This window comes from Exiguobacterium oxidotolerans JCM 12280 (genome assembly GCF_000702625.1).
GTDB classification, from domain to species: domain Bacteria; phylum Bacillota; class Bacilli; order Exiguobacteriales; family Exiguobacteriaceae; genus Exiguobacterium_A; species Exiguobacterium_A oxidotolerans.
This window is the reverse complement of record NZ_JNIS01000001.1, coordinates 3,056,672-3,078,684: the sequence shown is the minus strand read 5'-3', so window position 1 is coordinate 3,078,684 and position 22,013 is coordinate 3,056,672. Positions and strand designations below refer to the sequence as shown.

The window sequence follows — 22,013 nt, the reverse complement described above, 5'->3', positions numbered from 1 at the left end:
CCGCTGCTCATCCTTACGAAGAAAGCGATGATCAAACCAATTAAAGAACAGTGTCCAGACTAAGCGGATCCCGAGGATGACAAGACCGATTAAGCTGACGTACCCGAGTAACCGCCAGTTGTTGATGGCGTCATCAATGAAGATGGCCTGCGTCGCTCCGGGCAATGTCAAACCAAGCAATAAGAAAATGACCCCGTTCAAGATGTAGGCAATCATCGTCCAAATGTTATCTGTCAAGACTTGTTCCTGTGCAAAGAACGTTTCCGTCCGTTCCTTAATCAAGGCATGGAGTAAACCACCGGCGACGACAGCAATGACGCCCGACGCATGAAGCAATTCCTCTGAGATGAAGAAGATGATGAACGGTGTCAAGATTTGCAAAAGTGCATAAAAGACGACGTCATCGATTCCCGCCCGGCGGAGCCGGATCTTCAGCCAGTTCATCACGACGATGATGACAAGGCCGACGACGGCACCGACAGCAAACATATAAACGAATTCAAACGAAGCTTCACGTAAAGAGAAATAGCCTGTCATGACGGCGGTGACGGCATAACTAAAGGCGACGAGTCCCGACGCATCGTTAATCAACGATTCTCCCCGGACAAGATTTAAAATCGGTTCCGGAAGCCGGACGCGTTTTGCGATCCCGTTGACCGCGACCGGGTCAGTCGGCGATAAAATCGCGGCTAACGCAAAGGCGGCAGCGAGCGGAATGACCGGCAACATCCAGTGGATGAAGTATCCGCCGATCACGGTCGTCAATAAGACGAGCACGATGGCGTTGCCGAGGATCGCCCCGCGCATCTTCCACAGTTGTTCCCGCGGAAAATGCGAGCTGTCGTTGTACAGTAAAGGAGCGATGAACAACAGTAAAAACCATTCCGATTCGACTTCAATCGATAGCTCCTTAATTGATAAGGCAACGAGCGTCCCGACGATGATTTGAATCAGGGCCGTCGGAATAAAACGGATGTAATGTCCGATGACGTTCGTCAACAAAATTAAGGCCAGTAACAATAAAATCAATGATAACGTTTCCATAGAAAATCACTTCCATTCTTTCACTTTTCTCTAGTTTTATCGTACCATAATTTCTTACTGGCATAGGAGAATCACCCCTTTTTCAGACATCATAGGACGCGAGCAACGCTCTTGCCTGCTTCAGGATATCTTCCTTTAGTGATGACGGTTCAAGGACCTGAACGTTTTCGCCCAGTCCAAACAACTGGCGTCCGAGAAACGGTAACTCCGCCACCGGAACGGACCACGTCCGTTGTGCGTTCAGCGGTAAAATCCCTTCAAGCAACCGTTCCCCGAGTGACGAAACTTCCAGTCGGACCGTCACCTGCTCACCTGACTTCCCCTGACGTTCTGCCTCCTCGAACGTCATCAATCCGGACGGGATGGTCGTCTGTACGACCTGATCGATTCGATCGACCCGGTACTGCCGCAGTCCCCGTTCTGTCTCGGCGAGCAGATACCAGCGATTGCGGTCAAACGTTAAACCGATCGGATCAATCAAAATCGCCCGTCGTCCGTTTGTCGTCCGGTAAGTGATTTCCCCTTTGACTTCCGCTTCCAACAATCGCAACACATCTCGCGTCAACGGGGATGGTGGGGTATCAGGTCGGGCAAAACGGACCCGTCCCTTCAGGCGGTCCATCTTTGCTTCAAGATCCGGCGGCAGTTCATGGAGATACCATTCAGCAAGATCCCCCCGTAACGGACCAAACGGCAGATCGGGAATTTGACCGACCCAGTCGAGCATTAAAAATAAAGTGATCGCTTCCTGTTCCCGTAAGGCAAGTGGGGGCAACAGACGATTTGGTAAGACCCGGTAGCCGCCGGCCGGTCCACGTTCGCTGTAAATCGGATAGCCGTTTGCTTCAAGCTCCAGTACATCCCGTTGAATCGTCCGTAACGAGACGCCGCAGGCTTCCGCGAGTTCCCGCGCCGTCAACAGCTCTTGCCGATTGAGCAGACGCATCAGTTTCAAATGACGACCTTTCATACAAAATCCCCTCTCGAATTACGACATCTTTTGTCATGATTATACCGTAGACTAGAGATAGATCGAACAAAAGGAGGAGTTATTGATGACTAAAATCGTTTTATATATCGCTTGTAGTCTCGATGGAAAGATTGCCCGATCAAATGATTCGCTCGATTGGCTGTTCGCTGTCGAAGGGGACGGTGATAATGGGTACGCAGCGTTCATGGCAGACGTCGATGCCGTCATCATGGGTCGAAAAACCTTTGACGAAGTCTTGGTCCTCAGTGAGGACTATCCGTACAGTGGACTCGAGAACTACGTGTTGACCCGGCAGAACGATCAACAGTCCGAATACGCGACCTACACGAATGAGCCACTCGATGTGTTGATTGACCGGATTAGTCCGACCATCAACGGCAAGATTTGGCTCGTCGGCGGCGGCGAGTTGATTCAAGAAGCCTTACGGTTACAATTGATTGATCAGCTCGAACTGGCGATCGCGCCTGTCGTCCTCGGCAGCGGGATTCCACTGTTTCCGGAAGGGACGCTTGAGACACGGTTCCGGCTGACCGGCTGTCGTCCGTCCGGTCAGTTCATCATGGCGACGTATGATGTCTTGAAGTGACGTTCCACGCAGACAAAAAACACCTTTGAAACGCTGCAGGCAAAGGTGTTTTTTGTTCTACTTTGTTTTTTGCGTCAGTCCGACGGTGTCCGTCATGACAATGTGGCATCTAATCCGTTTTACCGGAATCCTCCACGACCGACACGATGACATTGCCGTATTTCCGCCCGGAATCGACGTAACGGTGGGCAGCGACGATCTCTTCGAGCGAATATACCGTATCGATGACCGCTTTCATCTCACCCGCTTCAAACCACTCATTCAGTAAAATCAAATCTTTTTTCAGCGCCCGCGCGACGCCTTGTCCGGCGACTGAACGAAACGCCCCTTTCGCTCCGACGTGCTTACGTGCCGTTCGTTTGTCAATCTTTCCGGACGCGTCAAATACTGCGCCATACGTCGTCAGGTGTGCATCATATCCTTCTGCCGTATAGTCGACGACAACATCTGCGCCAAGACCTTTCACCAACTCAACATTCCGTCCGCTGCAGACCGCCGTCACATGAAGTCCGTATTGTTTGGCGATTTGGACGGCAAGCGAACCGACGGCGCCCGAGGCTCCGTAAATCAAGATCGTTTTCGCCTGCTTAAGGTTCAGCTTCCGGAAAAAGTGGAGGACGGTCGTTCCGCCAAACGGAAGACTGGCTGCTTCCGTGAAGCTTGCACTGCGCGGCATCTGCCCGACACAGCTGGTTTCCTTGATACAGGCATACTCAGCGTAACCACCAAAGCGCATCCCGGTCAGGGCATAGACACGGTCGCCGACTTTAAAATCCTGGACACGATTGCCTGTCGCGACGACTTCGCCGGCTAAGACAACTCCTAAAATTGGCTGTCTCGGTGCTTTAAACCCGATGACGACACGCATCGGAAGTTTCCCTGCTGCCGGTACATCGAGTGCCCGCAGACGACGATCACCTGAATGCACGGCGGAGGCATGGACTTTTATCAGCAACTCAGATGCTTTTGGGACAGGCTGTTTCACTTCTCGCAGCTTCAGTACATCCGGCGGACCATATGCAGTACAAATGACGGCTCTCATCGTACCCCTCCTCGAGCTTATTTGTTACTTAAGTAATACGACAGATCGGTACAAAAAACCTGCACGATTCAGGCATTGCGAACCCTGGAATCATCCGATATACTATTGGTAATATATGTATACAGAAAGCGGGTGGATTCCCCTTGTCTCGTGCTACGACGCTCCTGGCTTCATTCGGCATTTCGCAATTCGGTGACTTTATTTACCTTGTCGCAATCAATGTCTACCTCTATCAACTGACCGGCTCCGCCACCGCTGTCGCCGGACTCTGGATCATCGGTCCGTTTGCTGCCCTGTTCACGAAATTTTGGGCCGGCAGCCTGATTGACTGGGTCGATGTACGCAGGTGGTTGATCGGGACGGACTTCATCCGGGCGTTGCTCGTCGCGCTGATTCCGTTCCTGTCGACACTGCCGTTGATTTATCTGACGCTGTTCGCCCTCGCCCTTGTCAAAGCGTTTTTTGAGCCTGCTGCGACGACCTACCTGACACAACTCGTACCGGATACTGGTCGGAAAACGTTTAATGCCTACCGGGGTCTGATCACGTCGAGTGCCTTTTTGATCGGTCCGGCGTTAGCCGGTCTGCTGTTACTCGTCGCGACAGCCGATGTCGCGATTTGGATCAATGCCGGCTCATTTATCGTTTCCGGGGTTTTACTGGCTTTCCTGCCCTCCGTTCCCCGTCCGCCCACTGTCGAGAAATTACGATTCACCGACGTTGCAGCGGACTGGCGCACCGTCGCCCGATTCAGTCGGTCGAACCGGTTTATCAGCATGTTTTACGTTTTCGGATTGTTGACGATGAGCCTTGCGCTGGCGATGGACGCCCAGGAAGTCGTTTTTCTGCAGACCGTCGTCGGACTGTCGGCAACCGATTATGGACTGTTGATCAGCATAACGGGGATCGGTTCCGTGCTCGGCGGACTGACCGTCGCCCGATTCTCGCGTCACCTGTCGCTCAAAACGTTACTCGTCAGCGGTTATTCGTTCGTCGCACTCGGCTACTTGATCTATGCGACGGCCACTTCTTTTTTACTCGTCGCGACCGGATTCATCTTGCTCGGCTTTTTTAATGCCTTTTCCGGGACCGGCTTCGTGACGTTTTATCAAAACAATGTGCCGGATGAATTGATGGGTCGGGTAACGAGTCTTTATGGACTCGGGCAAAGTGTACTCCACATTGTGCTGATTTTATTAATTGGTTTTACCGGTGACCTGTTCCCGCTCCGCTTCACCGTGTTGACGGCGGCCAGTGTATTAGTCGCGCTGAGTCTGCTTCAAAGTATCGCTGTCCTCTTGCCGGGTAAACAACTATTTTTTAAAGAAGATTTGCCGACGAAACACATTTCCTAAACCAGACGGCGTGACGTTCTCCTTTTGAAATTACAAATTATGCTAAAATCAAGTCAGCTACATAGTTTTTTTAGACCATGATACGAACGGAGTGAATGCTACATGCACATTTTGATTGGACAACCGAAACAAGAAACTGACTTACAGCAATTACGGCGAGAGCTTGCCGCCTATCCCGACATCGACATCGTGTTGTACCCGGAAGGCTACTGCCGGCAGACCAATCTCGTGACGCTCTGTCAACTTGCAAAACAGTATACGACGATGATCGTCACCGGGTACCGGGACGCCGACCGGTTGGACCGGGCATTGATCATTAACGAACATGGGGAAATCCTTCTCGACCGTGCGAAGACACCGGAAGCTGGTCCGCTCTATCAACCGTCGACCGTCGACGATGATGGACAACAGTACGGTTACCTGCTCTGCCGCGAAATCTTCTTAGGACTCGATGGGCTGAAGAACGATACCGTTGAAGTGATTTTCAATCCGATCGGTGTCGGGATGTTCAGTCCGGAACAATATGCCGAGTGGTCAGGCGAAGCAGCCCGTATCAGCCGTCAGCAATCCGCTATCGTCATCGGGACGAGTCATGCCGACGGGTCTTACCGCAACTGCGGCTTTTCGATTCCGACAGCATTTGCGTTTGACGCGACCGGCGAAGCGATTTTCCTGTCAAAGGATGATTTGCGGACGCGGATTCTCGATACGGTCACGAACACGGTTACCGTCATCGATTCGTTGATTGAAAACAGAACATAATCAAAAGCCCCCGACTGCTCAATATGGTCGGGGGCTTCATTTGCTCATTGATGTTGTTTTTCGTTCTGTTCCGCTTGACGTTGCGTCACGTACTCATCCCGTAAAATGGAGTACATCTTGACATCGTGAAACGTCCCTTTGATGAAAATCAAGCGGCGTAACGTGCCTTCGTACGTCATCCCGACCTTTTCCATCACCCGTGCTGAACCGATGTTCGGCTCCATACACCGTGCCTGAATCCGCTCCAGCTCCAATTCCTCAAAACCGAATGCCAACACCCGTTCCGTAGCTTCCGTGACGATGCCTTTGCCCCAGAATTGCCGTGATAAGGCGTACCCAAGTTCGGCCTGTTTGTTTGCATCCAGCAACAGATGAATGAAATCAATCGTGCCAATCATCTGTCCCGTCGCCTTCCATTCAATTGCCCACGGTGCCTGTTTCCCCTGTTCATAGTTCGATAGGACGTGCGTCAGGAATTGCTCTGCCTGGTCCACCGTCTGATTTGCGTTCCACGTCACGTAACGCGCCGTCTCCTCGTCCTGGGTATAGGCGAACAAATCGTCCAAGTCCTCCTGGCGCATCGGACGTAACAGCAAACGGTCCGTTTCAAGTGTTGGTAACGTTTTGTAAAATTGTTCAGTTGTCATCAAGTATCCCTCGTTTCTAGTTTGAATCAATATCAAAAACGTGCTTTTAATTACTAATCCTAATATAGCATTCGTAGTTAAAGCTATTCATTTATTATATTTATACCGAACTTTGTTTGCTCAATCACTTCAAAAAAATTTTCATAACTTGTTAGATATATATCAGCGTTAATTTCTTGATTTTGAAAACTGCAGGTCATGATGCCTAGCTGTCGGGCAGGTTTTAAATCGAGCGCACGATCACCGATTGCTAAATCAATTCCATATTTTCTATGTAAGTATTGATAAGCTGTTACGTCAGGCTTCCTGGGAAATCCATCGTCACCAGCAATGATTTCTATGAAATAATGTGCAATCCCATGGAAGTGTAGCAAATCAAGTAACGATTGCCTACTTTTATGGGTCACAATGACATTTTTGTTTGCAAAGTTAAGAACGCGTTCAATTCCAATAAATGGTTTCACTTGATCGAGGATTGCTTGTTTCCGAAGTAATCGAATCTTAGCATCTTGCTCATCTGTAACACTAAAAGCTTTTTTGGCATCTGCATAAGATATTTTCATTTGATAAAAAATATCATCTGAAGAAATTTCTTCACCCATAATTTTTTTAAAGCATTGTACATACATTGGGTATGTATCAACGATGGTTCCATCAAAATCCCATAAGATATTCATTTACTCTACATCCCCCCAACTTTTGTATTTCACTTTCTCATTCCCATCTTACACGAAGTTGATTTGCATTTGGTAATAATAAACAGTATATTCAATCTAATTTTCAAGGGAATTATCCTCAAATAAAGCAGGAGAATCACCTTCATAAATAAGCACGAACGAAGATATTCGTTACTTGAAAAGTAGAATTGATTTTTTACCAAAACAATTTCAATAGTTGGAAAAATCGACTTATTTTTCAGAAAATTATGGTTTTTTTAACTAGAATGTGATTTTAATTACGTTTATAATTAGGTGATTAATGGTTTTTACTTCTTTTATGTGGGATTTTTAAAACTATATCTTCAGGAGGTATCATGTATGGCTTATTCGTTCACGTGTAAAAATATCACCAAGTCGTTCCAGACAGGTGAAAACGAGACGTTTGCATTACAGGATATCCAACTCGACTTCGCTGAAGGAGACTTCATCTCGATCATCGGACCTTCCGGTTCTGGTAAGTCCACGCTACTCAGTATTCTTGGGACGCTCGACACCCCGACTTCAGGAGAATTGTTATTCGACGGGAAAGATATCTCCAAGTTGAATGCGAAGCAGCTCTCAGACTTCCGGTTCGAGAACATCGGTTTCATCTTCCAACAGTTCCATCTCATCCCGACGCTGACAGCACTCGAAAATGTACTCGCGCCGCTCTTCGGACGTAAAGTCGACTACAATAAGGAAAAGCGCGCTCTCGAACTCCTCGAAGAAGTCGGACTAGCAGATAAAATTCATTCTCTTCCTTCCCAACTCTCTGGTGGACAACAGCAACGTGTCGCCGTCGCGCGCGCACTCGTCCACCGCCCGAAATGGTTGCTCGCGGATGAACCGACCGGGAACCTCGATACAGCGACCGGGGAGGTCATCTTCGGTCTCTTGACGAAACTGAACCGCGAGAATGCCTGTGGTGTCTTCTTCGTCACGCATGATCCTGAACTCGCGGCACGCGCGAACCGGACGATCACGATGAAAGATGGTCGGGTCGTCGATCCATCAGAGGTTCCTGCCTATGCTTAAGTTCATCTGGAACTCTTGGTGGCGCAACAAAGAGCGATTCATCCTGCTGCTCGTCGGCGTCCTGATCGTCAGTACCGGACTCAGCTATCTAATAGGTACGACACAAGCTAATAACGGGACAGTCGTCGACGAGCTACAAAAACGTTGGGGATCATCATACGATATCGTAGTTCGACCTGAGGGTAGTAGGAGTCTGACAGAAAACCTAAATTTACTCGAACCAAACTATATGAGCGGGCTTGATGGTGGGATCACGCGCAAACAATATGAAACAATTAAAAAAATTGCTGACGTCGAGGTCGCCGCCCCGATCGCGATGATCGGGTATAACCAAACGCTTTCGAGTATCGGTACGCATACCATCGATCAAGAAGGCATTTACAAACTGACGATCAAAGATACGCAAGACACTGGGTTACAAAACGAATCATCGAGTGGGGTCACCTTCTTAGCAGCGGGATGGGAACCTACAGGGGATGCAAAAAAATCAGGTGTGTCGCCCCTCCCCCTTGGAAAGCAGCCTCTTTTTGAGTATGGGAGCCAAGTCATGATTGCAGGTGTTGATCCCGAGGCGGAAGCCGCACTCGTCGGTTTGGATCAAGCGACGACAAAAGGAACTTATAGTGACTATTTTTCAAAAGATGATCAGGTCACTTCGTTTGGTGAAGACGGTGTCCAAATCCCAATCTTGTTGAATAATCGTGAATACGTCGATGCCACACGCATCTACACGTACGAAAAAGTCGAGCTGCCGTCGAAAGAAACATCCATCAACGATATGGTGAAACATGTCGAACAAAAAGGTGGGGAAAAATATTTACAGTCCTTACCTGCTAGCGGTGCTAAACGTTATACGATCACGACACAAGATGTCCAGAAGAAGCTCGTCAATGACATCTTAAAACACACGTTACCGACTGCTGAAGAGACGAACAGCAACTCCTTCACGTGGATTGCTTTAAAACCGTCCCCGATCGACTATCGTTCGATCAAAAGTCCTTATGCTTCACGTTGGCCGTTCACCTATCAAGTCCAACCGAAACAAGTCAACCAAGATTCCTTACTAGCTAAACGCAGTATGTATCGGGAAGCGAGGATGTTCGGAAAAGATAGCGCGGACTGGCCCAAAGTCAACCTGAACTATATCGGGGTCTTCGATCCGAAAAAATTGAATATCTCGAAAGATCCGTTGACGGAACTGCCGATGGAGACATACTTCCCGTCGAAAGCTCAATGGGTCATGGACAAGAATGAACGTCCTGTCAATCCAGTCCGAGACGTCAAACCAACAAATGATCCCTACGATTTCCTGACGAAACCACCATCGATGCTGACGACGCTCGATGCCGCGTTCAAGATTCGCGGTGATAAAGCAATCTCTGCCATCCGCGTCAACGTCAAAGGCGTCGAGACGATGAACGCTGCTAGCGAGAAGAAGCTCCAGCAAGTCGCAACGGAAATCGAACAGAAGACTGGACTGATCACGGACGTGACACTTGGTTCCTCTCCGCAGCTCGCTTTGACCTATTTACCGGGTCTAAAAGACGAATCAGCACTCGGCTGGGTCCAACAACCGTGGATCAAGCTCGGGTCCTCGATTGCTATTTTCCAAGAAGCAAAAGTTGGGATGAGCGGCATCATCGCTAGTGTCATCGCCGTTGCACTCGTCTATGTCTTTAGCTCGAATATCATCTTGCTCTATGCCCGAAAAAAAGAGTTCGCGATTTTACTATCGCTCGGTTGGCGCCCGCGTCAGCTTTCGAAACTGCTGTTCTTAGAAGCAACAATACTTGGTACACTCGTCGTCTTGATTGCTTGGACGATTCTCGGTTCCTTCTGGGTCACGACGGACAATCCGATTGCAATCGGTCGGATTCTATTGATTGGTCTTGCTGGTTTACTCATTTACTGGGGTGGAACGCTCGTACCAATGGCGTTGATTCGTCGCATCAAACCGTATGAAAGCATGCGTTCTGGTGAAGTCTCAAAAGGTCGTCGTTTCGTCCGCGCGCGTAGCGTGCTTGGAATGAGTACCAATCAGCTTGTCACCTACTGGCAACGAACATTGCTCTCCGTCGTCGCGATTGCCTTACCGACGAGTCTGTTCATCTTCTTTCTCTTCATCACGTTCCGCTTAAAAGGCGTCTTGTACGCAACGTGGCTCGGCGAATATGTCGCGCTCGAAGTCGGGACGATGCATTACGTCGCGATGGGCGTCGCTCTATTAATCGCTATTCTAACGACGACCGAAATCATGTGGCAAAACGTCAATGAACGGAAGAGTCAGCTTGCCGTCCTCAAAGCAACCGGCTGGCAAGACAGACAAGTTCGTTTACTCGTACTAAGTGAAGGGATGATGACGGGACTCTGTGCTGGTGTGATTGGTCTTTTGACTGCACTTGGAATGATTGGTTTCGTTTACGGACAATTCCCGGTTCAAGAGCTTGGTTTCCTTAGCGTCATGCTCTTGATTCCAGTGATCACGGGCGTGTTAGGTGCCTTACTTCCTGCCGAGCGTGCCGTCCGCATTACACCGAATGCCGCACTCGGTAGCATCGTCGAGAATACACAGGCGACAGAACGACGTTTCAAATGGGCACTCGGATCGATCGCTGCTTCCTTATGTGTCGGGGTTGCGAGTCTGTTCTTGTTCGCCTCAACGGAATCCTCGACAACGACTACACCACAGAGTGCGCATCAGCAACAGACGAGCGGACAAAAGTTAAAGAATTTAGCTTCGGAATCGAAATCGTCATCTGACAAGAAAACAGACGATCAAAAAGCGCTTAAAAAACTGATGAAGAAAGGGGTCATCCAAACGTATCCAGGTGATCCAGAAGCAACATCTCAGCTGTTTTACGTCAAATCTCTCATTCCGACACCAAAAGAATTAAACCTAAAAGAAAAGGCCGGCTATCGCTATGTCACGATTCCTGTCTTTATACATGATCCTGACGATAGAGTAAAAGGCGCTTATGGTATTTATCGCCCTGGAACGTATATTCTAACGTCGCTAGACGGCAAAGAATACAAAACCGTTGATTATGTCAATCATAATGAGAAGGCGTTCAGAAATAGTTATCAGTACTTCCCTCCACATAAGTCAACTGTCGATTTGGTCTATCAAGTCCCGGTCGACCAGAAGGTGTTTGTTCTTTATGCAGCAGACGACGCATTCCCTAAAGCTACGACTGTAAAAATAGAACTTGATCAGAAAACTCAATAAATACGTTGTAATTCATTAAAAACATAAATCTAGTAAAAAAGTGAGTTCTATTAGATTTATGTTTTTTTAATGACCGTTTTGTATACAAAAATGACTATTCTTTCACAAGAGTATATTGAGTTGAATGATTGCAGTTTGAAAATCTACAAACTCGTCTTTTTATCAATGTGTTTTTAAATAGTCATTAGATGTAAATAAGAAAAATAAAAACTGTGTATACATTTCGATGTCGAAATAAATACACAGTTTTTATTAGGTAATTTATTGAGAACCGTTGTTTGACGTACATGACTAGAGTGACCCACCACTGGTAATGTATATAATCAGCTCATGATTTCTAAAATGAATAAGAGTCAAACGATCTGTCCAACTGGAGTATTCTCGCCTAATTTTTGATAAAAACAGAGAAAGATGTACCCATTTCGACATCGAAACGTATACATCTTTTCTTATGAATGACTTTCGCTTCACATTCTATCCATCTGTTTATCGAAACGTTGTACATCATGAGGACGAATGGACTTGAAAAATTTTCGAACCATACTCCGTTTCACGATATCGTGTCTTTGTAAATGCATGCAAAAATCAATCAGTGTATGTTGACGAATTAGTACTTCTTCGTCCTCGTAGTTAATGACACGTAGATCAGTATCTGTGATTACTTCACGGATATCCGCATCATCACTACAAATTAGTTCAGCGCTAAGTAGTCGCGCTGCTGCAAGACTATGAATTTCTCCTAGATCGCTCGTGTGTTTGAGTGGACGTCCTTCTCGTATTTTCTTTTCGTCGAGTTGTTCAAACGCCACTCGAACTTCCTGTAAGTATATAAGGTAGAGCTCATACAGTGCATCAGTCTCAATCGATACTTCGGATTCCGGATTGAATAGAGTCCATTTACCTTCTGCTATCAACACCTCTACTTTTTCTCTCAATGAAGAAATTTTTAATTCTTCTAATACTTCAATATGAATGATGATGCGTCCATACAAACGATTCAACCAATCAAAAACATCAGCTTGTCGAAAACTAGCTGCATGGATGATGATGTTCGCATCAATGAATACAGGTTCTTTAATCATCCGCCGAATCCTTTTGTAATGCTTGCATCATCTCTTCTTGTAACGCTTTTGCCAGTGTGGGTTGATAAACAGAAAGTTTGTTTGCTGCACTTAAGCGAGTAACACGTTCCTCTTCTACTGCTCTGACAACCTCGTTCTCATAAGCGGAAAACGATTCGAACCGCTGTCGTTGATCAAGCGGACTTGGGGAAACACCTAATCGGCTCCGTTCTTTTACCCATTCTTCCTCCCGTTCACTTAAGTCAGAGAAACGATATCCGAGCTCTCGTAGGCGCCGAACTACTGAAACATAAGGTACTTGGGCGATGTCAGCAAGATGAATAATCGAAAGCTTCGTTTCATACGATGCTTTGAGTTTTTCCCATACCTCTTTCGTCGTACTTTTAGGGAGCATGAGTGCTGCTGCAAATCGATCAGCTGCCCGCTCATGATCAAATCCATTTACTTGATACTTGCTCACTTCAGACAAGTGCCAAAGTTCGTGAGCAGCAGTGAAATAGCGCATCCGCAACGATTGATACGAGTTCAAGGCGATGAACTCTTCCCCAGACATATGTTTGATCGCAGCACCAAAATACGCCTCATCCTCGACGTATTGAAAAATGAGATTCGTCTCTTGAGCCAATACTTGCTCAATGTAGGAACCAATGAAAATTGGACTATCAACAACCTTTTCTAAAAAGCTAGCCGCAAACGATTCAGCAATTTCTTCGGTGATCTTGATCGATGGTTTCATAACCGACTCCCTTTGAGTCCGATATAGTCCTCTATAGCAAATTTCAGACGCTCTAATTCCATTTTAGAACGTCGATTCGATAACGTACCGCGTAACTCGACTGTCATACGTTCTTCTTTCATAGAAGCATCTGACGTCAAATCCTTTACAGATACCCCGAGTGCGTTAGCGATATCGACAATACGTTGTGGTTGGATGACACGACTTTCGTTCAACATGTGTCCAATCATCGCCTTACTGACACCGATCTCTTGCGCTAACCATTGATGCGACTTCTGATTATCTTCTAACCAAGCTTTAATGTTTTGAATGAGGATTTGATTTGAACTCATACTAGCACCTTCTTTCATCAATAAATATAGCATTCTTTGTAGTCGACTACAAAAATAAAAATTAATGAATAAGTTTTAATACAAAAAATGATTTTGTAAAATCTAAACTTATTACTGTCTGCATCAATTTCTAATTCTAACGGCTAATTATTTGTAACAAACTGATAGATTAAAGAATTGACTTATTTTTCAGTTATTTCTGGTTTTTAATGGTCTATCACCACTATTTTATGATTATAATAAGAAAATAATGGTTTTTATTACTTACATATGGAATTAAAAAATCTACAGGAGGTATGATACATGCCCTATTCGTTCACGTGTAAAAATATCACCAAGTCGTTCCAGACAGGTGAAAACGAGACGTTCGCATTACAGGATATCCAACTCGACTTCGCTGAAGGAGACTTCATCTCGATCATCGGACCTTCCGGTTCCGGAAAGTCGACGTTGCTTAGCATTCTCGGGACGCTCGATACCCCGACTTCAGGAGAATTGTTATTCGACGGGAAAGATATCTCCAAGTTGAATGCGAAGCAGCTCTCAGACTTCCGGTTCGAGAACATCGGTTTCATCTTCCAACAGTTCCATCTCATCCCGACGCTGACGGCACTCGAAAATGTACTCGCGCCGCTCTTCGGACGTAAAGTCGACTACGATAAGGAAAAGCGCGCTCTCGAACTCCTCGAGGAAGTCGGACTCGCAGACAAGATCCATTCTCTCCCTTCCCAACTCTCTGGTGGACAACAGCAACGCGTCGCCGTCGCGCGCGCACTCATCCATCGCCCGAAATGGTTGCTCGCGGATGAACCGACCGGGAACCTCGATACAGCGACCGGGGAGGTCATCTTCAGTCTCTTGACGAAGCTGAACCGCGAGAATGCCTGTGGCGTCTTCTTCGTCACGCATGATCCCGAACTCGCAGCACGCGCGAACCGGACGATCACGATGAAAGATGGTCGGGTCGTCGATCCATCGGAGGTTCCTACCTATGCTTAAGTTCATCTGGAACTCTTGGTGGCGCAACAAAGAGCGATTCATTTTGCTTCTCGTCGGCGTTCTGATCGTCAGTACCGGACTGAGCTATCTGATTGGGACGACACAAGCAAATAATGGAACTATCGTCGATGAATTACAAAAGCGTTGGAATTCATCCTACGATATCGTGGTTCGACCAGAAGGTAGTCGTAGCGTCACGGAAGAATTGAACCTGCTCGAGCCGAATTATATGAGCGGACTCGACGGCGGGATCACCCGCAAACAATACGAGACGATCAAGCAGATTGCTGATGTCGAGGTCGCAGCACCGATTGCGATGATTGGAAATGTTCTGACCTCAACCGACTATGGTACCCATACATATGATAAGGAAGGTATTTACAAGGTGACCATGACGGACTCCCAGAATACCGGATTAAAAACAGAAGACTTTACAGGAGGGTTCTACCAAGCAGTAGGATGGGTCCCAATGGACAACGCGACTAAAACAGGCGTTTCACCAGGCTCCGTCGGAAAGTCACCTTTGCTTCCCCTTGGTCTGAATGAGATGCTCGCTGGTGTCGATCCTGAAGCGGAAGCCAAACTCGTCGGCCTCGATCAATCCATCGTATCTACAAAGAATAGTCGCTATTTCAAAGGCGATGATGAAGTGACTGATAACGGCACAGACATTACTAAAATCCCTGTCCTTCTCAGTCGAAAAGATTTCGCAACTAGCTATCGCACCTATACGTATGAATCTGTACAACAACCTCTTGTCGAAGACTCGATTAATGCCACTGTCCAGCAAATTGAAACGAAAGGCGGACAAAAATATTTAGATACGCTCGAGACAACGAAACCCGTTCAATATAAAGTTACGTCGCAACAAGTCCGTGAAAAACTTGTTAAAGAGATCCTCGACGGTACACAATCTTTGCATAAAGTGTCTCAGTTTTACTGGATGTCTCTCAAGCCGTCTCCTGTAAAATATCAGCCTGTAAAGAGTCCCTTTCCTTCTCGTTGGCCATTCTCCTACCAGATTGAGCCTCAGAAAATATCAGACGATTCCCTCTTTGCAAAACGTGCTATGTATCGTGAAGCACGAGAATTCGGTACGACAAGTGACGATTGGAAGAAACTTGATTTAAATTACATTGGTGTGTTTGATCCGAAGAAGTTGAATCTTTCAAAAGATCCATTAACAGAACTTCCTATGGAAACGTATTTCCCTGCAAAAGCTCAATGGGTCATGGATGCAACCGACCAACCGGTCAATCCACCTCGTGATGTCCGTCCGACAAGTGATGCATACGATTTTTTGACAAAGCCACCTGCAGTCTTAACGACACTTGATGCTGCTTTCAAGATTCGTGGAAAAAAAGCAATTTCTGCAATTCGTGTCAATGTCAAAGGTGTCGAAACAATGAATGCTACAAGTGAGAAAAAACTAAAATCTGTCGCTAAAGAAATCGAAGATAAAACAGGACTAATCACTGATATAACACTTGGATCTTCTCCACAATATGCGCTCACATACTTACCAGGGTTATCGAAAGAATCGGCTTTAGGATGGGTCCAGCAACCGTGGATCAAACTCGGGTCCTCGATCGCCATCTTCCAAGAGGCTAAAGTCGGCATGAGTGGAATAATTGCGAGCGTTATCGCTGTCGCTCTTGTTTACGTTTTCAGTTCGAATATCATCTTGTTATATGCCCGAAAAAAAGAATTCGCAATTCTATTATCACTGGGATGGAGACCGAGACAATTATCAAAGTTACTGTTTTTAGAAGCTACCATTCTAGGGACATTAGTAGCATTAATCGCTTGGACGATTCTGGGTTCATTTTGGATGACAACAAATAATCCTGTCGCTTTTGTTCGAATCCTGCTCATCGGTCTTTCAGGTTTGCTTATTTATTGGGGAGGTACTCTCGTTCCGATGACCCTGATTAAGCGTATCAAGCCTTATGAAAGCATGCGGTCTGGCGAGGTCTCGAAAGGACGTCGTTTCGTCCGGGCACGCAGCGTACTTGGAATGAGCATCAATCAACTCGCTACTTATTGGCAACGAACTTTATTATCCGTCATCGCAATCGCTTTGCCGACGAGTCTGTTCATCTTCTTCTTGTTTATCACGTTCCGTCTAAAAGGTGTGCTCTATGCGACGTGGCTTGGTGAGTTCGTTGCCCTTGAAGTAGGGACCATGCATTACGTCGCAATGGGAGTCGCGCTACTCATTGCGATTCTGACGACGACGGAAATCATGTGGCAAAACGTAAATGAACGAAAAAGTCAGCTTGCTGTTCTGAAGGCGACTGGTTGGCGAGATGGTCAAGTCCGCCTCCTTGTACTCAGCGAGGGCATGATGACTGGACTTCTAGCCGGTATTCTCGGATTACTTATCGCACTAGGATTAATCGGGTTCGTCTATAATCAATTCCCGATGGGCGAACTCGGTTTCTTAAGTATTATGCTCCTTATTCCGGTCATAACCGGTATACTCGGAGCGTTACTACCTGCCCAACGTGCAGTAAGGATTTCACCAAATGCAGCAATAGGAAGTGTCGTATCGAATCAAAAAGCAACTGAGCGACAATTCAAAATTGCACTTGGTTCGATTGGTACAGTCTTAGTTGTAGGTGTTAGCGCATTGTTCTTTTTTGCAGCAGATGAAGCAACTACTTCTACTACTAAGCCTTCGGATGCTCCTAATGTCGTAACGACGGGAACGAAACTAACAGATCAACAAAATAGACCAACGAAGCAAACTGAAACATCTAAGAAAAATAAAGACTTCATCGATGAATTGATGGATAAAGGAGGAATCAAGACTTATCCAGGTGATCCGGAGGTAGAGAAGCGAGAAGGTTTTTGGGTCCGATCAGCCAAACGTATCAACTTACCGAACGTTCCTGAATCTAAACAAGCAGTTTCTGTCACATTGGAGTTGCAAGTTAAGGGCGAAGCGACAGCAGATTCCTATTTCAACTATGCACCATCCACATTCCCTCTGATCGATGCAAACAATAAAAACTATACGCCTGAGAAAACTATCAATCATAATAAAAAAGCTTATGTAGAAAGCTTAGGATATTATGCGCCGTATCGTTCTAAAATCGATGTCATCTATTTCGTACCAAAAACAGAAAAAACTTTTGTGATGAATGTCAATGGGGCTTTCACTGCGCATGGCTATACTGTCAAAATTACATTATGAAAAAGAAATTCTCTCATTATTTGAAATGGGAGAATTTCTTTTTGTACTTAATTATGGGTTATTTTAAAATCTAAACTTTCTCATATAAGTTATTAAACAATCTATTTATAAAAAACAGTTAGTGTTGCTTTTTTCTAGCCTTTAAATAAATGAGTAAGATACATACAAAGATAATAAAAACAATAAATTCCGGGACTACACTAGTCTTCTAATTAGACTCCCTGCACCTTCTGCGATTTCATTTCACTCATGACGATTTCTTGTGAAATCGACTTAATAGTCATCACCTTATCCAGATGCAGTTCACGAGTTCTTCCGATTGAACCATACAGCCTATAGATTGCGTCAGATGATTGTGATGTACCGAGCATCATGGTCCCCCTTACGGAACAACTAAATAATACCATCAAACTCCTTTTAATCCCTTTTTAAATTCAAAAAAATGGTTTAATTGAATTTTGTCGAACTATCTAAATAATGGGTATTTTGCAAATTTTCATTTAAGGAGTGTTTATATGAATTATTCATTTACATGTAAAGAACTAAACAAATCATTCGATACTGGAGAAATTTCGACAGCTGCTTTATCAAATATTAATTTAACTTTTTCTCAGGAGGATTTCATTTCAATAATTGGTCCGTCTGGATCAGGGAAGTCTACATTACTTAGTATTATTGGAACATTAGATACTCCAACATCTGGTGGACTTTACTTTAATGGTTTAACGATTTCGAACTTAAATGCACGTCAATTATCCGATTTTAGATTCGAAAATATAGGATTTATCTTTCAGAAATTCCATCTAATCCCTACACTTACTGTCTTAGAAAATGTCTTATCTCCTTTATTCGGAAGAAAGGTCAACTACGACAAAGAAGATGAATGTGGAGTTTTATTTGTGACGAATGACCCTATCTTAGCTAAACGTGCAAATAAAGTCATTGAAATGAAAGAAGGAAGAGTAGTTAAAGGTAATGCTTATGCTTAAGTTCATCTGGAACTCTTGGTGGCGAAATAAGGAGCGATTTATCTTACTTCTTGTCGGTGTCCTGATTGTCAGTACTGGACTGAGCTATCTGATTGGGACGACGCAAGCGAACAATGGGACCGTAGTTGATGAACTCCAAAAACGATGGGGCTCATCGTACGATATTGTCGTTCGTCCGGAAGGTAGCCGGAGCGTGACGGAAGATTTGAAGTTACTCGAACCAAACTATACAAGCGGTCTTGACGGCGGCATCACGCGTAAACAATATGAGACGATCAAAAAAATTACGGACGTCGAAGTCGCAGCACCAATTGCGATGATTGGAAATAGTTACATTGATGCGAATGTCGGTACCCACACCATCACCGATCCAGGAATCTATAAACTAACGATTACCGATTCCCAAAATACCGGTCTGAAGATGGAAAAAGATACGACGACTTCCTTCCTTGCTGCCGGTTGGGAACCCCCAAGCGGGACACGTGTGAAAGGCGTTTCTTTATTAGAACTCGGAGAACAACCATTATTCGCTTATGGTAGTGCGACGATGCTCGCTGGGATTGATCCGGAAGCCGAGGCGAAAATGGTCGGACTGGACCAATCGACTAAATCAGCTACACACAGCCGCTATTTTAAAACAGATGACAGTCCCGTCGACATGGGAAGTGATGTCTATCAAATCCCCATCTTATTAAATCAGCGCGAGTACGTTGATGCCTTCCGAACATATAAATATGAAAAAGTCGATCTTCCATTACAGGACGATTCGATCAATATGACGATGGAACAAGTTATTCAAAAAGGTGGCTTCAAATACCTGAATACGTTACCTTTATCGGATAAAAAAACATACAAAGTCACAACTTCGGATACGCAGAAGACATTAGTAAATGACATTCTAAAACACACTGTTCCGGAAGAGCCACCCGGAAGCTTTAATTGGCTAGCACTCAAACCATCACCGATTTCTTATCAGAGTGTAGCTAGCCCTTATCCGTCCCGGTGGCCATTCAGCTACCAGGTCAAACCGCATGAAGTCACGAAAGATAGCTTACTAGCTAAACGGACGATGTACCGCGAAGCACGTCTATTTGGAACGGACATTAACAACATGCCTAAAATGCGTTTCAATTACATTGGCGTCTTTGATCCAAAAAAACTGAACATTTCAAAGGATCCATTAACAGAACTACCGATGGAGACCTATTTCCCCGCAAAAGCGCAGTGGGTCATGGACAAGAAAGATCGTCCAGTTAATCCACCACGTGATGTCAAACCGACGAATGATGCCTATGACTTCCTGACAAAACCACCTTCGATGCTGACAACACTGGATGCTGCCTTCAAGTTACGAGGCAAAAAAGCAATCTCTGTCATTCGCGTCAACGTCAAAGGTGTCGAGACGATGAATGCAGCGAGCGAAAAGAAACTCCAAGCGGTCGCGCAAGAAATCGAAGATAAGACAGGACTGATCACAGACGTGACGCTCGGTTCCTCGCCGCAACTCGCTTTGACCTACTTACCTGGTCTAAAAGGAGAAGTCGCACTCGGCTGGGTGCAACAGCCGTGGATCAAGCTTGGCTCCTCGATGGCTATTTTCCAAGAAGCCAAGGTTGGAATGATTGGAGTCATCTTAAGCGTCATCGCGGTTGCCTTGGTGTATGTCTTTAGTTCGAACATCATTTTATTGTTTGCGCGGAAAAAAGAATTCGCAATTTTGCTCTCTCTCGGTTGGCGCCCACGTCAACTCTCAAAGTTATTGTTCCTTGAAGCGACCCTCTTAGGAAGCTTCGTTACCTTAATTTCTTGGGCGATCCTTGGCTCATTCTGGCTGACGACGAGCCACGCGACTTCAATAGGACGCATCATCCTGATTGGTCTCGTTGGTCTTCTCATCTACTGGGGCGGCACACTTGTTCCAATGGCGCTCATTCGGAAGATTCGTCCTTATGAGAGCATGAAGTCAGGCGAAGTCTCAAAAGGACGCCGCATTGTCCGTGCTCGGGGTATCGTCGGCATGAGCATCAACCAGCTCGCGACCTATTGGCAACGCACCGTTCTTTCGATTGTTGCGATTGCCTTACCCACAAGCTTGTTCATTTTCTTCCTATTTGTCACGTTCCGTTTAAAAGGTGTCTTGTATGCGACATGGCTCGGTGAATTCGTTGCCCTCGAAGTCGGAACGATGCATTATGTCGCGATGGGCGTCGCACTCATGATTGCTATTTTAACGACGACGGAAATCATGTGGCAGAACGTCAATGAACGAAAAACACAACTTGCCGTCTTAAAAGCAACCGGTTGGCGAGATGGCTACATTCGTTCTCTCGTCCTAATCGAAGGAATGATGACTGGACTCTTTGCCGGCATACTTGGTCTATTGGTCGCTCTTGGGATGATTGGTTTCGTCTACAATCAGTTTCCAGTCAGCGAACTCGGCTTCTTAAGTACGATGTTGCTGATACCGATGCTGACCGGTGTCCTCGGTGCACTGCTTCCTGCACAACGCGCCGTACGAATTACACCAAATGCTGCCATCGGGAGTGTCGTCATCAACTCTAAAGCGACAGAGCGTCGCTTTAAAATCGCCCTTGGAACGACGGGTGGCGTATTACTCGCTTCCGTCGTCACCCTATTCTTCTTCGCGTCGTCTGAGGACGCTGACAAATCGACGACTCCGGTCACGTCAAAGGCTCCGACCATCCAAACGACGGGAAGTAAGTTACGCGATATGAAAGACGATTCAAAGTCACCTGAAAAAGCAACTACTAAGTCATCTGCGACGTCTATTGATAAGTTGATGGAACAAGGCTTAGTGAAAACCTATCCTGGTGATCCTGTCACCAAAAAAAGTACTTTCCATGTAAACCGTTTAATTCAGACACCTCCCGCGTCGCTCAATTTACCGACACTAGAGGATGAACAATACGTGACGGTACCGGTCATTCTTCATGATGCCACTTCAGAGGGTGATATTGGCTACGCTACTTATCGACCAAACTTATTTGTAATGAGTGATGCCCAAGGTAATAAATATGAACCGATTGATTACGTCAATCACGATGAAAAAGCATGGTCTTCAGGATATCAGTACTATCCGCCTTATCGCTCTAAAGTTGACCTTGTCTACAAAGTACCAAATCAAAAAACTAGTTATGTTTTATTGGCCGATGGCGATGCTGTCGGTAAAAAGATTACGGTCAAAATTGATGTGAATAAGATTTCAAATTAACGAGGTAGATTTAAGAATCAGAATAGCCAATTGCCTTTCATCCAGCAGAATTTATATC

At 45.8% G+C, this 22,013-nt stretch carries 17 protein-coding genes; 9 read left to right on the top strand and 8 right to left on the bottom strand.

Annotation, left to right across the window (positions count from 1 at the left end):
* Positions 1 to 1,044 (bottom strand): cation:proton antiporter (locus tag P403_RS0115815; protein ID WP_029333657.1); only part of this gene is annotated, 1,044 nt, incomplete at its 3' end.
* Between the two features lie 82 nt (positions 1,045 to 1,126).
* Positions 1,127 to 2,014: a helix-turn-helix transcriptional regulator gene (locus tag P403_RS0115810; protein WP_029333656.1), complete on the bottom strand. Its 888-nt coding sequence runs from the start codon at positions 2,012 to 2,014 to the stop codon at positions 1,127 to 1,129.
* Positions 2,015 to 2,099: 85 nt separating this feature from the next.
* Between P403_RS0115810 and P403_RS0115805 the strand changes: the two genes are divergently transcribed.
* A complete protein-coding gene (locus tag P403_RS0115805) occupies positions 2,100 to 2,621 on the top strand; it encodes a dihydrofolate reductase family protein (protein WP_029333655.1) in 522 nt (173 codons plus the stop codon).
* Between the two features lie 109 nt (positions 2,622 to 2,730).
* On the opposite strand, the gene P403_RS0115800 is transcribed toward P403_RS0115805, so the two are convergent.
* Positions 2,731 to 3,663, bottom strand: a complete 933-nt coding sequence (locus tag P403_RS0115800) for an NAD(P)-dependent alcohol dehydrogenase (RefSeq protein WP_029333654.1) — start codon at positions 3,661 to 3,663, stop codon at positions 2,731 to 2,733.
* Between the two features lie 143 nt (positions 3,664 to 3,806).
* Between P403_RS0115800 and P403_RS0115795 the strand changes: the two genes are divergently transcribed.
* Positions 3,807 to 5,018: an MFS transporter gene (locus tag P403_RS0115795; RefSeq protein WP_029333653.1), complete on the top strand. Its 1,212-nt coding sequence runs from the start codon at positions 3,807 to 3,809 to the stop codon at positions 5,016 to 5,018.
* Between the two features lie 102 nt (positions 5,019 to 5,120).
* Positions 5,121 to 5,780 carry a hypothetical protein gene (locus P403_RS0115790; protein ID WP_029333652.1) on the top strand — a complete coding sequence of 220 codons (660 nt, stop codon included), beginning with the start codon at positions 5,121 to 5,123 and terminating at the stop codon, positions 5,778 to 5,780.
* 44 nt (positions 5,781 to 5,824) lie between these two features.
* On the opposite strand, the gene P403_RS0115785 is transcribed toward P403_RS0115790, so the two are convergent.
* Together P403_RS0115785 and P403_RS0115780 are read right to left on the bottom strand one after the other, a co-directional pair.
* A complete protein-coding gene (locus tag P403_RS0115785) occupies positions 5,825 to 6,427 on the bottom strand; it encodes a GNAT family N-acetyltransferase (RefSeq protein WP_034801337.1) in 603 nt (200 codons plus the stop codon).
* A gap of 83 nt (positions 6,428 to 6,510) precedes the next feature.
* Positions 6,511 to 7,104 carry an HAD-IA family hydrolase gene (locus P403_RS0115780; RefSeq protein WP_029333650.1) on the bottom strand — a complete coding sequence of 198 codons (594 nt, stop codon included), beginning with the start codon at positions 7,102 to 7,104 and terminating at the stop codon, positions 6,511 to 6,513.
* A 360-nt stretch (positions 7,105 to 7,464) separates the two neighbouring features.
* Between P403_RS0115780 and P403_RS0115775 the strand changes: the two genes are divergently transcribed.
* Together P403_RS0115775 and P403_RS0115770 are read left to right on the top strand one after the other, a co-directional pair.
* A complete protein-coding gene (locus P403_RS0115775; protein ID WP_029333649.1) occupies positions 7,465 to 8,160 on the top strand; it encodes an ABC transporter ATP-binding protein in 696 nt (231 codons plus the stop codon).
* Positions 8,153 to 11,386, top strand: coding sequence for an ABC transporter permease (locus P403_RS0115770; protein WP_034801334.1), 3,234 nt, complete (start codon positions 8,153 to 8,155; stop codon positions 11,384 to 11,386). Before P403_RS0115775 ends, P403_RS0115770 begins: the two co-directional genes overlap by 8 nt.
* A gap of 467 nt (positions 11,387 to 11,853) precedes the next feature.
* Here P403_RS0115770 and P403_RS0115765 read toward each other — a convergent pair whose 3' ends face one another.
* Genes P403_RS0115765 through P403_RS0115755 form a run of 3 tightly spaced genes read right to left on the bottom strand, consistent with a single transcriptional unit; the run spans position 11,854 to position 13,536 of the window.
* A complete protein-coding gene (locus tag P403_RS0115765; protein ID WP_029333647.1) occupies positions 11,854 to 12,468 on the bottom strand; it encodes a PIN domain-containing protein in 615 nt (204 codons plus the stop codon).
* Positions 12,461 to 13,204, bottom strand: coding sequence for an ImmA/IrrE family metallo-endopeptidase (locus P403_RS0115760; RefSeq protein ID WP_051667454.1), 744 nt, complete (start codon positions 13,202 to 13,204; stop codon positions 12,461 to 12,463). The genes P403_RS0115765 and P403_RS0115760 overlap by 8 nt, the downstream gene beginning before the upstream one ends.
* Positions 13,201 to 13,536 (bottom strand): helix-turn-helix domain-containing protein, encoded by a 336-nt coding sequence (locus P403_RS0115755; RefSeq protein WP_029333645.1) that lies wholly within the window; start codon positions 13,534 to 13,536, stop codon positions 13,201 to 13,203. The genes P403_RS0115760 and P403_RS0115755 overlap by 4 nt, the downstream gene beginning before the upstream one ends.
* A gap of 303 nt (positions 13,537 to 13,839) precedes the next feature.
* On the opposite strand from P403_RS0115755, the gene P403_RS0115750 reads away from it, so the two are divergent.
* The 4 genes from P403_RS0115750 to P403_RS0115730 all read left to right on the top strand — a co-directional run bounded on the left by P403_RS0115750 (position 13,840) and on the right by P403_RS0115730 (position 21,955).
* Positions 13,840 to 14,535: an ABC transporter ATP-binding protein gene (locus P403_RS0115750; protein ID WP_029333644.1), complete on the top strand. Its 696-nt coding sequence runs from the start codon at positions 13,840 to 13,842 to the stop codon at positions 14,533 to 14,535.
* Complete coding sequence (locus tag P403_RS0115745) at positions 14,528 to 17,734, top strand: FtsX-like permease family protein (RefSeq protein WP_029333643.1); 3,207 nt, start codon at positions 14,528 to 14,530, stop codon at positions 17,732 to 17,734. The genes P403_RS0115750 and P403_RS0115745 overlap by 8 nt, the downstream gene beginning before the upstream one ends.
* 515 nt (positions 17,735 to 18,249) lie before the next feature.
* Entirely contained in the window at positions 18,250 to 18,723 is a 474-nt protein-coding gene (locus P403_RS0115735) for an ABC transporter ATP-binding protein (RefSeq protein WP_029333642.1), read from the top strand.
* Complete coding sequence (locus tag P403_RS0115730; protein WP_235195237.1) at positions 18,710 to 21,955, top strand: ABC transporter permease; 3,246 nt, start codon at positions 18,710 to 18,712, stop codon at positions 21,953 to 21,955. The genes P403_RS0115735 and P403_RS0115730 overlap by 14 nt, the downstream gene beginning before the upstream one ends.
* Positions 21,956 to 22,013: the final 58 nt, after the last annotated feature.

Bases quoted from the DNA above. Each gene is read 5' to 3' on its own strand.
- P403_RS0115755 (WP_029333645.1), bottom strand. From the start codon at position 13,536: ATGAGTTCAAATCAAATCCTCATTCAAAACATTAAAGCTTGGTTAGAA.
- P403_RS0115730 (WP_235195237.1), top strand. From the start codon at position 18,710: ATGCTTATGCTTAAGTTCATCTGGAACTCTTGGTGGCGAAATAAGGAG.
- P403_RS0115735 (WP_029333642.1), top strand. From the start codon at position 18,250: ATGAATTATTCATTTACATGTAAAGAACTAAACAAATCATTCGATACT.
- P403_RS0115745 (WP_029333643.1), top strand. From the start codon at position 14,528: ATGCTTAAGTTCATCTGGAACTCTTGGTGGCGCAACAAAGAGCGATTC.
- P403_RS0115790 (WP_029333652.1), top strand. From the start codon at position 5,121: ATGCACATTTTGATTGGACAACCGAAACAAGAAACTGACTTACAGCAA.
- P403_RS0115780 (WP_029333650.1), bottom strand. From the start codon at position 7,104: ATGAATATCTTATGGGATTTTGATGGAACCATCGTTGATACATACCCA.
- P403_RS0115770 (WP_034801334.1), top strand. From the start codon at position 8,153: ATGCTTAAGTTCATCTGGAACTCTTGGTGGCGCAACAAAGAGCGATTC.
- P403_RS0115805 (WP_029333655.1), top strand. From the start codon at position 2,100: ATGACTAAAATCGTTTTATATATCGCTTGTAGTCTCGATGGAAAGATT.
- P403_RS0115800 (WP_029333654.1), bottom strand. From the start codon at position 3,663: ATGAGAGCCGTCATTTGTACTGCATATGGTCCGCCGGATGTACTGAAG.
- P403_RS0115810 (WP_029333656.1), bottom strand. From the start codon at position 2,014: ATGAAAGGTCGTCATTTGAAACTGATGCGTCTGCTCAATCGGCAAGAG.
- P403_RS0115785 (WP_034801337.1), bottom strand. From the start codon at position 6,427: ATGACAACTGAACAATTTTACAAAACGTTACCAACACTTGAAACGGAC.
- P403_RS0115760 (WP_051667454.1), bottom strand. From the start codon at position 13,204: ATGAAACCATCGATCAAGATCACCGAAGAAATTGCTGAATCGTTTGCG.
- P403_RS0115750 (WP_029333644.1), top strand. From the start codon at position 13,840: ATGCCCTATTCGTTCACGTGTAAAAATATCACCAAGTCGTTCCAGACA.
- P403_RS0115775 (WP_029333649.1), top strand. From the start codon at position 7,465: ATGGCTTATTCGTTCACGTGTAAAAATATCACCAAGTCGTTCCAGACA.
- P403_RS0115765 (WP_029333647.1), bottom strand. From the start codon at position 12,468: ATGATTAAAGAACCTGTATTCATTGATGCGAACATCATCATCCATGCA.